Genomic DNA, 13,673 nt, shown 5'->3' on the forward strand with positions numbered 1-13,673 from the left:
CGAGAGTACGCTTGATGACTACCCTCTCCATGGAAAACTTCGCTCAGCTGTTTGAGGAAAGCCTGACCCTTCACGACATGCGCGTGGGCGAGGTGATCACTGCCGAAGTGGTGGCAGTTGATTCCAACTTTGTAACCGTGAACGCAGGCCTCAAGTCCGAGTCCCTGATTCCGGCTGAAGAATTCAAGAACGACCAAGGCGTGGTCGAAGTGGCCATCGGCGACTTCGTTACCGTCGCCATCGACGCGCTGGAAAACGGCTTTGGCGAAACCAAGCTGTCCCGCGAAAAAGCCAAGCGCCTGGCCGCTTGGGTGGAGCTGGAAGAGGCTCTGGAAACCGGCAAGATCCTGTCCGGTCTGATCAGCGGCAAAGTCAAAGGCGGCCTGACCGTTATGGTCAACGGCATCCGCGCCTTCCTGCCGGGTTCCCTGGTTGACGTGCGTCCGGTGAAAGACACCACCCCGTACGAAAACAAACAGATCGAATTCAAGGTCATCAAGCTGGATCGCAAGCGCAACAACGTTGTTGTGTCCCGTCGTTCCGTGCTGGAAGAAACCCTGGGCGAAGAGCGCAAAGCTCTGCTGGAAACCCTGAAAGAGGGCGCCATCATCAAGGGTATCGTCAAGAACATCACCGACTACGGTGCGTTCGTTGACCTGGGCGGCATCGATGGCCTGCTGCACATCACCGACCTGGCATGGCGCCGCGTGAAGCACCCGTCCGAAGTTCTGGCCGTGGGCGACGAAGTGGAAGCCAAGGTACTGAAGTTCGACCAAGAGAAGAACCGCGTATCCCTGGGTCTGAAGCAACTGGGCGAAGATCCGTGGGTGGGCCTGTCCCGCCGCTACCCGTCCGGCACCCGTCTGTTCGGCAAGGTGACCAACCTGACCGACTACGGCGCGTTCGTGGAAATCGAACAGGGCATCGAAGGCCTGGTGCACGTGTCCGAAATGGACTGGACCAACAAGAACGTACACCCGTCCAAGGTTGTTCAGGTTGGCGACGAAGTGGAAGTCATGATCCTGGAAATCGACGAAGACCGTCGTCGCATCTCCTTGGGCATGAAGCAGTGCCTGGCCAACCCGTGGAACGAGTTCGCCGACAACTTCCACAAAGGCGACAAGCTGAAGGGCGCGATCAAGTCCATCACCGACTTCGGCGTGTTCGTTGGCCTGCCGGGCGGCATCGACGGCCTGGTTCACCTGTCCGACCTGTCCTGGAACGAAGCTGGCGAAGAAGCCGTGCGCAAGTTCAAGAAGGGCGACGAGGTTGAAGCCGTTGTTCTGTCCATCGACGTTGAGAAAGAGCGCATTTCCCTGGGCATCAAGCAGATGGAAGGCGATCCGTTCAACAACTTCGTTGCGATGAACGACAAGGGCGCTCTGGTTAAGGGCACCGTGAAGTCCGTTGACGCCAAAGGCGCCGTCGTGACTCTGGACACCGATGTTGAAGGCTACCTGCGCGCTTCCGAACTGTCCCGCGACCGCGTGGAAGACGCTCGCTCCGTTCTGAAGGACGGCGAAGAAGTGGAAGCCGTGATCATTGCCGTGGACCGCAAGTCCCGCAACATCAGCCTGTCCATCAAGGCTAAAGACGCTCAGGAAGACAACGTTGCTCTGAAGAGCCTGTCCGTTGACAGCGCTTCCGCTGGCACCACCAATCTGGGTGCCCTGCTGAAGGCAAAACTGTCCGGCTCTAACGAGTAATTGAGACATGACCAAATCTGAGCTGATCGCTAGGCTGTCGGAACGACTCGCCGAGCGCAATTCTCAGTTGGTCTACAAAGACGCTGAGTTGGCCGTCAAAACCATTTTGGATGCGATGGCCAATAACCTGGCGCAGGGAAACCGGATTGAAATCCGCGGTTTCGGCAGTTTCGATTTGAACTACCGTCCGCCGCGGATTGGCCGCAACCCCAAGTCGGGCACCAGCGTCTCGGTTCCTGAGAAATATGTGCCGCATTTCAAGGCGGGCAAAGAATTGCGCGAACGCGTCGATCTGTCCCTGTTGGAGCAGAGCGAAGCCTAGGCGTTCAAGCCCTGTCTAGCGAATCCGAAGCGCCGCTTTTTGCGGCGCTTTTTCTTTGCGCGGCTGAAATTCCAGCTTGGGTTGCGCCGGGCTATCGTTTAAACTTGCACTCCGGCAAACAAATCGAGCGAGATCATGCGTTACCTGCTTCGTATCGTTGAATTGGCCCTGTTGGTATTCCTGATCGCGGTCACCGTGCAAAACAGCCATGCGGTTGAATTCAAATTGTTCTTCGGCCAGTCCTGGTCCGCGCCGCTGATTGTGTTTCTGCTGCTGTTTTTCGTGGTTGGCGCGCTGGTCGGTCTGCTCGCCACGCTCGGCTATTATCTGCGCAGCCGGAAAGAGCTGTCCCAATTGAAAAAAGAATTGCGCAACCGTCCCCCCGCCAGCAAGGTGATCAGCGACCCCAGCGACGCGATCGCCGATTGAGCCTAGCGCGAGCGGCGGAGCGAGCCGGTGCCGCGCCTAGGCGCCGCCGCGATGGAATCCGTCGTTCTTGATGATGCCGCCCGGGAGCGGCTGTTGTTGTTTGTCCGGAAAGGATTGCTGTTGGAACTGGATTTGTGGTGGTTGCTATTGTTTCCGGCCTTTTTCGGCCTGGGTTGGTTCGCCGCGCGCGTGGACATGCGCACGGTGCTGAAACAGGCGAAGGCGGTGCCGACCGGATTTTTCCGCGGCCTGGACGCGCTGGTGGAGGACAAGACCGATATCGCCGCTTCGGCCCTGGCCGAAGTGGCGCGCCAGCAAGGGTCGGCGCTGGAGTTGCAGCACACCTTGGGCAAGCTCTACCGCAAGCGCGGGGAGAACGACCGCGCCATCCGGCTGCATCAGCGCATGCTGGACGCGCCGGATCTGCCGGCCGAGCACCGCGACGCGGTGCGCTTCGAACTGGCCCAGGATTTCCGTAAAGCGGGCCTGGTGGACCGGGCGGAAGAGATTCTGATCAAGCTGCAGGACGGCAATATGGGCCTGGCCGCGCGGCGTCAGCTGCTGGACATCTACCAGCAGGACCGCGATTGGCACAAGGCCATCGCCACCGCCAAGGAGCTGCGTAGCGACGCGCATTCCTTCCAGCACGAGGTGGCGCAGTTCTATTGCGAACTGGCCCAGGGCGAGCTGTACAAATCCAATAGCGAACAAGCGCGCCACTATGTGGAAGAAGCGTTCACGGCCAACCGCAAGTGCGTGCGCGCCAGCCTGATCCTCGGAGACATCGAGTTCGCCGGCGGTCATGTGGAGGCGGCGATCGCGGCCTGGCAGAACATTGAAAAGCAGAATTACGAATACTTGTCGATGGCCGCCGAGCGGCTGTTCGACGCCTATGAGCGGCTGGACAAGCCGCTGGAAGGCATCGCCTTGCTGCGTGGCTATCAGAAGACTTTCCCGCAGCTGGAACTGACCGATCTGCTGTACCAGAAGATCGCCACTTACGAGGGCGAGGAAAAAGCGCTGGAAGTGGCGCGCGAGGGCGTGCACGCCCGTCCCAGCCTGTCCGGCGTCTACCGCTTGATCGAGGCGCAGATGGACGAATTGAGCCCGGAAGGGCGGATGGACGCGGAAGTGGCGCGCGCGCTGGTACTCAAGCACGCGCAGCGCCTGAGCGTGCACCGTTGCAAATGCTGCAACTTCCGCTCGCGCGCCTTCTTCTGGCATTGCCCGGCCTGCGGCGAGTGGGAGGGCTTCACCGCCAACCGGACGGAATCGCAGTAAGCAGCAGCGCCGCTGACAAAACGCCTAGATGTACTGCTTACGTCTGCGCGCCTTGCCTCTGCTTCTCCGCGAGGTGTTGTCAGCGGCTTGGGCGCAGGGATAGTTGTGCAGCCGCCAGAGAGCGGCTGCGCTGATTTGAATACCGGCCGTCGGCGAGCGTCGGCGGCAAGAATGGAGCAAGCATGAATCCTTTGATCGCAGCCGACGCGGCGCAGCCGACTTCGCCCGTCGTCGTGGCCCTGGACTTTGCCGACGCGGACAGCGCCTTGCGCTTCGCCAGCCGCCTGGACCCGAGCGAGTGTCGCCTCAAGGTGGGCAAGGAGCTGTTCACCTCCTCCGGCCGCAGCCTGGTGGAGAGTCTGGTGGCCAGAGGGTTTCAGGTGTTTCTGGATTTGAAGTTCCACGATATTCCCAATACCGTGGCCCATGCTTGCAAGGCGGCGGCGGAAGCCGGCGTTTGGATGGTCAATGTGCACGCCTCCGGCGGCCGCCGGATGATGGAGGCCGCGCGCGAGGCGCTGGCGCCGTACAGCCAGCGTCCGCTCTTGATCGCGGTGACGGTGCTGACCAGCATGGAAGCGGCGGATCTGGCCGAAATCGGCATCGCCGCTTCGCCGCAAGAGCATGTGCTGCGGCTGGCCGCGCTGACCCGCGACTGCGGGCTGGACGGCGTGGTGTGTTCGGCCCAGGAAGCCGGCGAACTGAAAGCCGCGCTGGGCCGCGAATTCAAACTGGTGACGCCGGGCATCCGCCTGGCGGACAGCGTAGCCGACGATCAGCGCCGGGTGATGACGCCGACGACCGCACTGGCCGCAGGCTCCGATTATCTGGTGATAGGCCGGCCCATCACCCGCGCCGCCGACCCGCTGGCCGTGTTGCGCGCGATCAATCAAGACATTCAGCACTATCAGGCTCAATAAAATATGAAAATCACAGTTATCGGTACGGGGTATGTCGGTCTGGTGACCGGCACGTGTCTGGCGGAAACCGGCTATCACGTGTGCTGCCTGGATGTGGATCCCAATAAGATCGCCATCCTGAAACAGGGCGGCATTCCGATTTTCGAACCCGGTCTGGAAGACATGGTGCGGCGCAACGTCGCCGCCGGCCGGCTCAGCTTCACCACCGACATCGCCGAGTCTGTGGCCTTCGGCGACGTGCAGTTCATCGCCGTCGGCACCCCGCCGGACGAGGACGGCTCCGCCGACCTGCAATACGTGCTGGCCGCCGCGCGCAATATCGGCCGCCACATGACGGACTACAAAGTCATCGTCGACAAGTCCACGGTGCCGGTGGGCACCGCCGACCTGGTCAAGGCGGCGGTGGCGGAAACCCTGGCCGAGCGCGGCGAGGCGTTGGAATTCAGCGTGGTGTCCAACCCGGAATTCCTGAAGGAAGGCGCGGCCATCGACGACTTCATGCGTCCGGACCGCGTGGTGATCGGCGTAGACGACGAGCGCGCGGCCGCGATGATGCGCCGGCTGTACGCGCCGTTCCAGCGCAATCACGAGCGCGTGCTGCTGATGGACGTGCGCTCCGCCGAACTGACCAAGTACGCGGCCAACGCCATGCTGGCGACGCGCATCTCCTTCATGAACGAATTGGCCAATCTGGCCGAGAGCCTGGGCGCCGACATCGAGCAAGTGCGGTTGGGCATGGGCTCGGATCCGCGCATCGGCTATCACTTCCTGTATCCGGGCGTGGGCTACGGCGGTTCCTGCTTCCCCAAGGACGTCAAGGCCCTGGTGCAGACCGCCAAGGAAAACGGCCATGACTTGCGCGTGTTGAGCGCGGTGGAAGAGGCCAACGATCTGCAAAAGCTGCGCCTGGTGGACAAGGTGCTGGCGCGTTTCGGCCAAGATCTGTCCGGCCGCCGCTTCGCGATGTGGGGCCTGGCCTTCAAGCCCAACACCGACGATATGCGCGAAGCGCCCAGCCGCGTGATCGCGGAAGAACTGAGCCGCCGCGGCGCGGAAGTGGTGGCCTTCGATCCGGTGGCCATCCATGAAGCGCAACGGGTGATGGGCGACATCGCCGGCCTGAGCTTCGCCGACGACATGATGGCGGCGTTGCGGCAGGCCGACGCCTTGCTGATCGTCACCGAATGGAAGATGTTCCGCGCGCCGGACCTGAGCGCGGTCAAGCAAGCGCTGAAGCAGCCCTTGGTGTTCGACGGCCGCAATATGTACGATCCGGCCTGGATGCGCGAGCAGGGCTTCGATTACTTCGCGATCGGCCGCTGAGGATAATCATGGGCCTGATGCAAGACCTGGGGCTGGACAGCTCCAAACTGGCCGCCGAACTGGCGCAAGCGAAAGTCCTGGTGGTGGGCGATGTGATGCTGGACCGCTATTGGTTCGGCGACGCCACCCGCATTTCGCCGGAAGCGCCGGTGCCGGTGGCCAAGATCGAGCGCATTGAAGAGCGCGCCGGCGGCGCCGCCAACGTGGCGCGCAATATCGCCGGCCTGGGCGGCAAGGCCACCTTGCTGTCGGTGGTGGGCGACGACGAAGCCGCCTCGGCGCTGGAGCGCCTGCTGGCCGCGGACGGCATCGCCACCTCGCTGAAGCGCGACCCCAGCATCGCCACCACCATCAAGTTGCGCGTGGTGGCGCGGCAGCAACAGCTGATCCGCCTCGACTTCGAGGACGCGCCCAGCCATGAGATCCTGGCCGGCAAGCTGGAAGAGTATCAGCAGATCCTGGCCGAGCACGACGTGGTGATCCTGTCCGATTACGGCAAGGGCGGGCTGACCCACGTCAGCAAGATGATCGAACTGGCGCGCCAGGCCGGCAAGCCGGTGTTGATCGATCCCAAGGGCGACGACTACAGCAAATACGCCGGCGCCACGCTGTTGACGCCCAATCGCAGCGAGTTCCGCCAGGTGGCCGGCCGCTGGGCGTCGGAGAGCGAGCTGACCGCCAAGGCGCAGGCCTTGCGCGCGGACTTGGCGCTGGACGCCTTGCTGGTGACGCGCAGCGAGGAGGGCATGACCTTGTTCCGCGACGAGGGCGTGGTGCATCAGCCCACCTTCGCGCGCGAAGTCTACGACGTGTCCGGCGCCGGCGACACCGTGATCGGCACGCTGGGCCTGGGGCTGGCCGCCGGCCAGCCGCTGCCGGTGGCGATGAGTCTCGCCAACGCCGCCGCCGGCGTGGTGGTGGGCAAGCTGGGCACCGCGGTGTGTAGCCAGCGCGAACTTTTCGCCGTGTGATCCCATCCAGTCAGGCTGGATCCTGAAGGAGAACCCATGCAGCACTATACCGATGCCATCTTGGCGTTCTGGTTTGGCGGCGGCGACGACAGTTTCCTGTCGGTGCCGCGCAGCGCCTGGTTCAAGAAGGATGAAGTGTTCGACGGCATTATCCGCGAACGCTTCCTGGACGCGTGGCGACAGGCGCGCGCCGGGGAACTGCCGGCGGAGGCCGGCGACGCTCGCCGCGGTCTGGCCTGGCTGATTCTGACCGATCAATTCCCGCGCAATCTGTTCCGCGGCTCGGCCGAGGCCTTCGCCACCGACGGCCAGGCGCTGGCGCTGGCGCGCGAGATGGTGGCGCGCGGCCTGGACCGGCAACTGCCGCATATCGCCCGCACCTTCGTCTATCTGCCGTTCGAGCACAGCGAGTCGCTGGCGGATCAGGACGAAGCCGTGCGCTTGTTTGAAGCCATGGCCGAGGACGCGGCCATGGCGAGTTTTATCGATTACGCGCACCGCCACCGGGACGTGATCGTCCGCTTCGGACGCTTCCCGCATCGCAACGCCGCGCTGGGCCGGACGGACACGCCGGACGAGAAGGCCTATCTGGCCGAGCCCGGCGCCGGTTTTTAAACGCGCAGCAATATTCTCGCGCCGTCGGCGATGGCCGGCGGCGGAAAGGCAAAACATGACTATCGTCGTCACCGGCGCCGCCGGTTTTATTGGTTCCAACCTGGTCAAGGCGCTGAACGAGCGCGGCGTCACCGACATCATCGCCGTGGACAATCTGTCCAGTGGCGACAAGTTCCGCAATCTGGTGGATTGCGAAATCGCCCACTATATGGACAAGCACGACTTCCTGGCCTTGCTGCTGGAAGGCGAGTTCGAGGGCGAGCTGTCCGCCATCCTGCACCAGGGCGCGTGTTCCGACACCATGAACCACGATGGCAAGTACATGATGGATAACAACTATCAGTACACGCTGGCCCTGTTCGACTACTGTCAGCACGAGGAGATTCAGTTCCTCTACGCCTCCAGCGCCGCCACCTACGGCAAGGGCACCGTGTTCAAGGAAGAGCGCCAGTACGAAGGCCCGCTCAATGTCTACGGCTATTCCAAATTCCTGTTCGACCAAGTGCTGCGTCAACGCATGAAGGAAGGCCTGAGCGCGCAGGCGGTGGGCTTCCGCTATTTCAACGTCTACGGCCCGCGCGAGCAGCACAAGGGCCGGATGGCCTCGGTGGCCTTCCACCACTTCAATCAGTATCGCGAACACGGCAAGGTCAAGCTGTTCGGCGGCTGGGACGGCTGGGGCAACGGCATGCAAAGCCGCGACTTCGTGTCGGTGGAGGATGTGGCCAAGATCAATCTTTATTTCCTGGACCACCCGGAAAAGAGCGGCATCTTCAACCTGGGTTCCGGCCGCTCGCAGCCGTTCAACGACGTGGCCGTGGCCACCGTCAACGCCTGCCGCCGCCATGACGGCCAGCCGGCGCTGAGCCTGGACGAGATGGCGGCTCAGGGCATCGTCGAATACGTGGACTTCCCAGACGCGCTCAAGGGCAAATATCAGAGTTTCACCCAGGCCGACATCGGCAAACTGCGCAGCGCCGGTTACGGCGCCGAGCTGTTTGACGTCGAGCAGGGCGTGGATCGCTACGTGGATTGGCTGATCAAGCAATGACGCTGCGCGTCCGGCAGGCGGCGCGGCTGCTGATGCTGGACCCCGCGGGCAGGGTGCTGCTCTTTCCCTACCAGCCGGCGGACCGGGCCGAATACTGGTTCACGCCGGGCGGCGAACTCGAAGCCGGCGAAAGCCTGGCGGACGCGGCCCGGCGCGAATGCCGTGAAGAGACCGGTCACCTTATCGCCGATCCCGGCTCGCCGGTGGCCCGCCGCTCATTCGAGTTGACGCTGTTGGACGGAGAACGGGTGCGGGCGCTTGAGCATTTCTTCCTGATCCGCGTCGAACACGCGAGGCTGGACGACGGTGGCTGGACCGAGCTTGAGCGGCGGGTGATGGGGCGGGGCCGTTGGTGGCCGCCGGAGGAACTGGCCGCGTCCGGCGCGCGCTATTTCCCTGAAGACTTGCTGGCGATGCTGGCAGAAGCGTCCGCGGGCTGATAGTTGCAGCAACGGTTATTTGCTTAGACATAAGGATTCCGTCTTTGCTGATAGCCAATCGGTATAATGGCCGTTCCCCGTTGGAGAACGCGTCGTGTACAAGCATCTGGAAGATTTCGTCGGCCACACCCCCTTGGTCAGACTCAAGCGCCTGCCCGGCGTCACCAGCAACATCGTGCTGGTCAAGCTGGAAGGCAATAACCCGGCGGGCTCGGTCAAAGACCGGCCGGCGCTGTCCATGATCCGTCGCGCGGAAGAGCGCGGCGAGATTCAGCCGGGCGATACGCTGATCGAACCCACCAGCGGCAACACTGGCATCGCGTTGGCGATGGCGGCGGCGATGATGGGCTATAAGATGATCCTCATCATGCCGGAGAACTCCAGCGCCGAGCGGGTGCAGGCGATGCGCGCCTACGGCGCGGAAGTGGTCCTGACCCCCAAGGAAGCCTCCATGCCGGGTTCCATCGACCTGGCGCGCAAGATGGAAGCCGCCGGCCAGGGCCGCATCCTCGATCAATTCTCCAATCCGGACAATCCGCTGGCCCACTATGAAAGCACCGGGCCGGAAATCTGGCATGACACCCGGGGCGGCATCACCCACTTCGTGTCCAGCATGGGCACCACCGGCACCGTCATGGGCACCAGCCGCTATCTGAAGCAGCAAAATCCGGCGATCCAGATCGTGGGCGTGCATCCGGAGCCGGGCAGCCAGATCGCCGGCATCCGTAAATGGGAAGACCCCTACGTGCCCAAGATTTGCGACTTCTCGCAACTGGACGATTTGCAGCACGTCGGCCAGCAGGAGGCCGAGGATATGGCGCGGCAACTGGCGCGCGAGGAGGGCATCCTGGCCGGGCCTTCGTCCGGCGGCGCCTTGGCGGTGGCGCTGCGCCTGTCGCGTCAGCTGGAGAACGCGGTCATCGTCTCCATCATCTGCGACCGCGGCGACCGTTACCTGTCCACCGGACTGTTCGGCTGAGAGCGACGGTTCACGCCCCTTCCGGCCAAGGCGCTTGTGAACCGCGTCACAAGACGGACGGCGCGGCGGAACGCAGTGTTCGCGTTTTGGCGCTGGCGTCCGGCGCCTCATGTCGCTAGCATCGGGAGTCCATTGTCCCCGTCCCGGAGGCTCCGATGCTGCTGCATGTCGATTCCCGTTTTCTCAGCCCTTACGCGCTGTCCGCCTTTGTCGCCCTGAAAGAAAAGGGGCTGACTTTCGAACTATCGACCGTCAGTCTGGAGGCGCAGGCCAATCTGGCGGCCGACTATCGGCGTCAGTCGCTGACCGCCCGCGTGCCCATGCTGGAAGACGGCGAGTTCCGTCTCAGCGAATCCTCGGCCATTGCCGAATATCTGGAAGACGCTTATCCCGAACGCGCGCGGCTATACCCGCAGGACTTGCGCCAGCGCGCTCGCGCGCGCCAGTTGCAAGCCTGGCTGCGCAGCGATCTGATGGCGCTGCGGGAAGACCGCAACACCGAGGTGGTGTTTCTGCGTCCGGCTGCGGGCACGCTGGCGCCGGAAGCGCGCCAGGCGGCCGGCAAGCTGATCGCGGCCGCGGAGCAATTGCTGCCGGCCGACGGCGGCGAGCTGTTCGGCGCCTGGTGTCTGGCCGATACCGATCTCGCGCTAATGCTGAAACGGCTGCAATACGACGATGCGCTGCCGCCGCGTTTGGCCGCCTACGCCGAGCGCCAATGGCGGCGGCCGGCGGTGCAGGACTGGCTGGCGCTGGGACGGCGGGCGGCCTCGGCTTGAAAGGCTGAGCGCGCGCCCGCGCCTGGACTGCCGTTTCAGCGATGCACGTCGTGGGTGACGAAGGGTCGGTCCGGCGACGGCATCTCCAGCCAGTCCGGATGGCGTAGTGTGCGGCGGATGTCCTGATAGCCGCTGGCCCAGTGCGCGCGCATGGTCTGGGCGCCGAATTGATAATCCTTGTGGTGGTCTTCGTACTCCTTGTCCTGGTAGATCAGGTGTATCACCTTCAACAGCCGGCCGCAGGCCAGTTCGTGGGCGTGGCGGTAGGCCGGGTGTTCGCGTTGCGCCTCCGGCACCAGTTCCATCAGCTGCCGCAGCAAGCCGCGATAGTTCTGTTCCCGTTTCATCGTGTCGGTGATCTGCCGGGTGCGGCTGGAGTACTGGATGTCCTTCTGCCGCATCGCGATCGCCTTCATGTCCGTGGGCGGTTCGCCCTTGGCGCTCCACAGGTCCACCTGGAACACCAGCGAGTTCTTGCGCGGCTCGGTGCTCAGTATCTGCTTCAGCGGCGTATTGGACACCAGGCCGCCGTCCCAGTAGTACTCGCCGTCTATCTCCACCGCCGGAAAGCCCGGCGGCAGCGCGCCGGAAGCCATGAAATGCTCGGCGCGCAGTTTTTGGCGGGTATTGTCGAAGTAGACGAAGTTGCCGCTGCGCAGATTGACCGCGCCCACCGACACCCGCATCTGATCGCTGTCGTTGATGCGGTCGAAATCGGCGAAACGTTCCAGCGTGCCCTTCAGCGGCGAGGTGTCGTAAAGGCTGCAATTGGCGGGCGAGGGCGCGCCGCTTGGCCAGGGCGAGCGCGGCAGGAAGAAGCCGTTCTGGCCCTCGGTCAGCGCGCGCCAGGCCTCCCAGCTCGCCATCAGTCCGTTCAACCCCGCCGGCCAATGGTGGGTGTCCAGTTGGCTGAAGGGGCTGGCCGGCAGAAACGGCGGCCGGCAGATGGTGTCCCAGAAGGCGCGCAACTGCTCCACCCGCCGCTCCGGCGGGTTGCCGGCGATGATGGCGGCGTTGAGCGCGCCGATGGAAATGCCGGCCACCCAGTTGGGGTGCAGGTCGGCCTCGGCCAGGCCCTGGTAGACGCCGGGCTGGTAGGAGCCCAGCGCGCCGCCGCCCTGCAGCACCAGCGCCAGCACCTGGTAGCGGTGGCCGGGCGGCAGGCTGCGGCTCTGGTACAGGCCGCCGCTCTGCGGGCAGGCGGGGTTGTGCGGCGGCGTCATTGCATATACCAGCCGTGGCTGACAATCACCGATTGTCCGGTGAGCGCGGCGCTGGGGAAGGCGGCCAGGAACAGCGCGGTCTGGGCCACGTCTTCCACCGTGGTGAACACCCCGTCCACGGTATTGCCCAGCATCACGCGCTTGATCACTTCTTCCTCGCTGATGCCCAGCTCTTTGGCCTGCTCCGGAATCTGCTTCTCCACCAGCGGCGTGCGCACGAAGCCCGGGCAGATCACGTGGGCGCGCACATTGTATTCCGCGCCTTCCTTGGCCAGCACCCGGCACAGGCCCAGCAGCGCGTGTTTGGCGGTGACGTAGGCGGATTTGAGTTTGGACGCCTCGTGGGAGTGCACCGACCCCATATAGATCACGGTGCCGCCGCGCTTGTCCTGATACATATGGCGCAGCGCGGCCTTGGTGGTGAGAAAGGCGCCGTCCACGTGGATGGCCTGCATCTTCTTCCAGTCGGAAAACGAGTAGTCCACCAGCGGGTTGACGATCTGGATGCCGGCGTTGGAGATCAGGATGTCCAGCCCGCCCAGCGCGTCCACCGCCGCCTGGGTGCCGGCGTTGACGGATTCCTCATGGGTCACGTCCATCGCCACGCCCACCGCCTTGCCGCCGGCGGCCTTGATCTCTTCCGCCGCGGCCTGCGCCGCCGTCAGGTTGATGTCGGCGATGGCCACCGCCGCGCCGGCGCGGGCGTAGGTTTCCGCAATGGCTTTGCCTATGCCGCTGGCCGCGCCGGTGATCAATGCCACTTTGCCGTTCAATTGCATGCTGCTCTCCTTGTCGTCGGGTGGGGTGCGCCGCGTAGCGGCTTGGCGCCGGTTTCCGCCTCGTCTCGTCCTTGCTCGCGAGACTTTGAACAGGTTCTGTAAGTACAGGCGCTTAGTTCAGGTAATCGAATTCCACTTCGCCCAGGCCCAGGGTCAGGTCGGCGACGATGTGGCGCGCCTCCACCACTTCCAGCACCGGCAGTTCCGCCACCGGGGCCAGCGCGTGGGGGAACAGCGCCAGCGCCGCCGGCCCGCTCCAGGCGCCGTGCACGGTGACGTCCTTGAGGTGAAAGCGCACCAGCTCGCAGATGCGAACGCTGCCGTCCACATGCGGGATGATCTTCAAGAGGAAGTTGGGCGTGTTGACCATGGAGCGCTGCAGCGCGCTGGCGTCCTGGGCGTGATGTTTGTAGCCCATGGTGGCGGTGGCCACCCGCACCGGGCCGTAGTCCAGTTCGCCCACCAGGGTGTCGGTGCGCACTTGCAGCCGCGGGCAGGCCAGCTTCTTGGGAAAGCCCCACAGTTCGCGGCCGCCGGCGATGGGCGGGTGGTCGTTCAGATACATCGCGTGGGTGTAATTGCCGGCCACGCCACCCAGCAGAACCGGGATCACCTGGCCGCTTTCGGTGTAGTCGCCAAAGCCGGTGGAGTCCGGCATGCGGATGAACTCGAAGTTCACCAGATCCGAGGCCGGCTGCAGCGGTTCCGGCACCGCCTCGCGCAGTTTGGCCGGATCGGTGCGATAAGTGATGATGAAGAATTCGCGGTTGGTGAAGCGGTAGGGGCCGCGGGGGAAGGCGGGGTTGGTCAGCGGCATGGCGAAGGCCTGCTCGCGGATGGCGTCGATGTTCATAC

The 13,673-nt window shown here is 64.0% G+C and carries 15 protein-coding genes; 12 read left to right on the forward strand and 3 right to left on the reverse strand.

The features are described 5' to 3' along the window. Positions 1-14: 14 nt before the first annotated feature. The 12 genes from rpsA to yfcF all read left to right on the forward strand — a co-directional run bounded on the left by rpsA (position 15) and on the right by yfcF (position 10,816). Positions 15-1,706, forward strand: a complete 1,692-nt coding sequence (gene rpsA, locus HQN78_RS02635; protein WP_085951937.1) for a 30S ribosomal protein S1 — start codon at positions 15-17, stop codon at positions 1,704-1,706. Positions 1,707-1,713: 7 nt separating this feature from the next. Next, on the forward strand, positions 1,714-2,028 hold the full coding sequence (locus HQN78_RS02640; RefSeq protein WP_019104286.1) for an integration host factor subunit beta: 315 nt from the start codon (positions 1,714-1,716) through the stop codon (positions 2,026-2,028). A gap of 135 nt (positions 2,029-2,163) precedes the next feature. Continuing rightward, complete coding sequence (locus HQN78_RS02645) at positions 2,164-2,457, forward strand: lipopolysaccharide assembly LapA domain-containing protein (protein ID WP_019104285.1); 294 nt, start codon at positions 2,164-2,166, stop codon at positions 2,455-2,457. Positions 2,458-2,577: 120 nt separating this feature from the next. After that, a complete protein-coding gene (lapB, locus tag HQN78_RS02650) occupies positions 2,578-3,738 on the forward strand; it encodes a lipopolysaccharide assembly protein LapB (RefSeq protein ID WP_199225882.1) in 1,161 nt (386 codons plus the stop codon). A 182-nt stretch (positions 3,739-3,920) separates the two neighbouring features. Continuing rightward, positions 3,921-4,658, forward strand: coding sequence for an orotidine-5'-phosphate decarboxylase (gene pyrF / locus HQN78_RS02655; RefSeq protein ID WP_107799730.1), 738 nt, complete (start codon positions 3,921-3,923; stop codon positions 4,656-4,658). Positions 4,659-4,661: 3 nt separating this feature from the next. Further along, positions 4,662-5,981, forward strand: a complete 1,320-nt coding sequence (locus HQN78_RS02660; RefSeq protein WP_107799729.1) for a UDP-glucose/GDP-mannose dehydrogenase family protein — start codon at positions 4,662-4,664, stop codon at positions 5,979-5,981. An 8-nt stretch (positions 5,982-5,989) separates the two neighbouring features. Next, entirely contained in the window at positions 5,990-6,952 is a 963-nt protein-coding gene (gene rfaE1, locus HQN78_RS02665; RefSeq protein WP_304502833.1) for a D-glycero-beta-D-manno-heptose-7-phosphate kinase, read from the forward strand. Between the two features lie 36 nt (positions 6,953-6,988). Beyond that, entirely contained in the window at positions 6,989-7,567 is a 579-nt protein-coding gene (locus HQN78_RS02670; RefSeq protein WP_107799727.1) for a DUF924 family protein, read from the forward strand. Between the two features lie 55 nt (positions 7,568-7,622). Then, positions 7,623-8,618, forward strand: a complete 996-nt coding sequence (gene rfaD / locus HQN78_RS02675) for an ADP-glyceromanno-heptose 6-epimerase (RefSeq protein ID WP_107799726.1) — start codon at positions 7,623-7,625, stop codon at positions 8,616-8,618. After that, positions 8,615-9,058: an NUDIX hydrolase gene (locus HQN78_RS02680; protein WP_107799725.1), complete on the forward strand. Its 444-nt coding sequence runs from the start codon at positions 8,615-8,617 to the stop codon at positions 9,056-9,058. Before rfaD ends, HQN78_RS02680 begins: the two co-directional genes overlap by 4 nt. A 94-nt stretch (positions 9,059-9,152) precedes the next feature. Beyond that, the gene (gene cysM / locus HQN78_RS02685) at positions 9,153-10,037 is read left to right on the forward strand and encodes a cysteine synthase CysM (RefSeq protein WP_235087753.1); all 885 of its coding nucleotides are present in this window, start codon (positions 9,153-9,155) and stop codon (positions 10,035-10,037) included. A gap of 155 nt (positions 10,038-10,192) precedes the next feature. Further along, positions 10,193-10,816, forward strand: coding sequence for a glutathione transferase (gene yfcF / locus HQN78_RS02690; RefSeq protein ID WP_235087755.1), 624 nt, complete (start codon positions 10,193-10,195; stop codon positions 10,814-10,816). Between the two features lie 35 nt (positions 10,817-10,851). Here the strand turns inward: yfcF and HQN78_RS02695 are convergent, their stop codons facing one another. The 3 genes from HQN78_RS02695 to HQN78_RS02705 form a co-directional block, all read right to left on the reverse strand. Next, positions 10,852-12,039, reverse strand: a complete 1,188-nt coding sequence (locus tag HQN78_RS02695) for a patatin-like phospholipase family protein (RefSeq protein ID WP_235087757.1) — start codon at positions 12,037-12,039, stop codon at positions 10,852-10,854. Next, on the reverse strand, positions 12,036-12,818 hold the full coding sequence (locus tag HQN78_RS02700; RefSeq protein WP_227103993.1) for a 3-hydroxybutyrate dehydrogenase: 783 nt from the start codon (positions 12,816-12,818) through the stop codon (positions 12,036-12,038). Before HQN78_RS02700 ends, HQN78_RS02695 begins: the two co-directional genes overlap by 4 nt. A gap of 112 nt (positions 12,819-12,930) precedes the next feature. Continuing rightward, on the reverse strand, positions 12,931-13,671 hold the full coding sequence (locus HQN78_RS02705) for an acetoacetate decarboxylase (RefSeq protein ID WP_107799720.1): 741 nt from the start codon (positions 13,669-13,671) through the stop codon (positions 12,931-12,933). Between the last annotated feature and the right edge of the window lie 2 nt (positions 13,672-13,673).

The organism is Chromobacterium sp. Beijing, assembly GCF_021496765.1.
Lineage (GTDB): Bacteria > Pseudomonadota > Gammaproteobacteria > Burkholderiales > Chromobacteriaceae > Chromobacterium.

Excerpts from the sequence above, each read along its gene's own strand:
- rpsA (WP_085951937.1), top strand. The coding sequence starts at position 15 with ATGACTACCCTCTCCATGGAAAACTTCGCTCAGCTGTTTGAGGAAAGC.
- HQN78_RS02640 (WP_019104286.1), top strand. The coding sequence starts at position 1,714 with ATGACCAAATCTGAGCTGATCGCTAGGCTGTCGGAACGACTCGCCGAG.
- HQN78_RS02645 (WP_019104285.1), top strand. The coding sequence starts at position 2,164 with ATGCGTTACCTGCTTCGTATCGTTGAATTGGCCCTGTTGGTATTCCTG.
- pyrF (WP_107799730.1), top strand. The coding sequence starts at position 3,921 with ATGAATCCTTTGATCGCAGCCGACGCGGCGCAGCCGACTTCGCCCGTC.
- HQN78_RS02660 (WP_107799729.1), top strand. The coding sequence starts at position 4,662 with ATGAAAATCACAGTTATCGGTACGGGGTATGTCGGTCTGGTGACCGGC.
- rfaE1 (WP_304502833.1), top strand. The coding sequence starts at position 5,990 with ATGGGCCTGATGCAAGACCTGGGGCTGGACAGCTCCAAACTGGCCGCC.
- HQN78_RS02670 (WP_107799727.1), top strand. The coding sequence starts at position 6,989 with ATGCAGCACTATACCGATGCCATCTTGGCGTTCTGGTTTGGCGGCGGC.
- rfaD (WP_107799726.1), top strand. The coding sequence starts at position 7,623 with ATGACTATCGTCGTCACCGGCGCCGCCGGTTTTATTGGTTCCAACCTG.
- HQN78_RS02680 (WP_107799725.1), top strand. The coding sequence starts at position 8,615 with ATGACGCTGCGCGTCCGGCAGGCGGCGCGGCTGCTGATGCTGGACCCC.
- yfcF (WP_235087755.1), top strand. The coding sequence starts at position 10,193 with ATGCTGCTGCATGTCGATTCCCGTTTTCTCAGCCCTTACGCGCTGTCC.
- HQN78_RS02695 (WP_235087757.1), bottom strand. The coding sequence starts at position 12,039 with ATGACGCCGCCGCACAACCCCGCCTGCCCGCAGAGCGGCGGCCTGTAC.
- HQN78_RS02700 (WP_227103993.1), bottom strand. The coding sequence starts at position 12,818 with ATGCAATTGAACGGCAAAGTGGCATTGATCACCGGCGCGGCCAGCGGC.
- HQN78_RS02705 (WP_107799720.1), bottom strand. The coding sequence starts at position 13,671 with ATGAACATCGACGCCATCCGCGAGCAGGCCTTCGCCATGCCGCTGACC.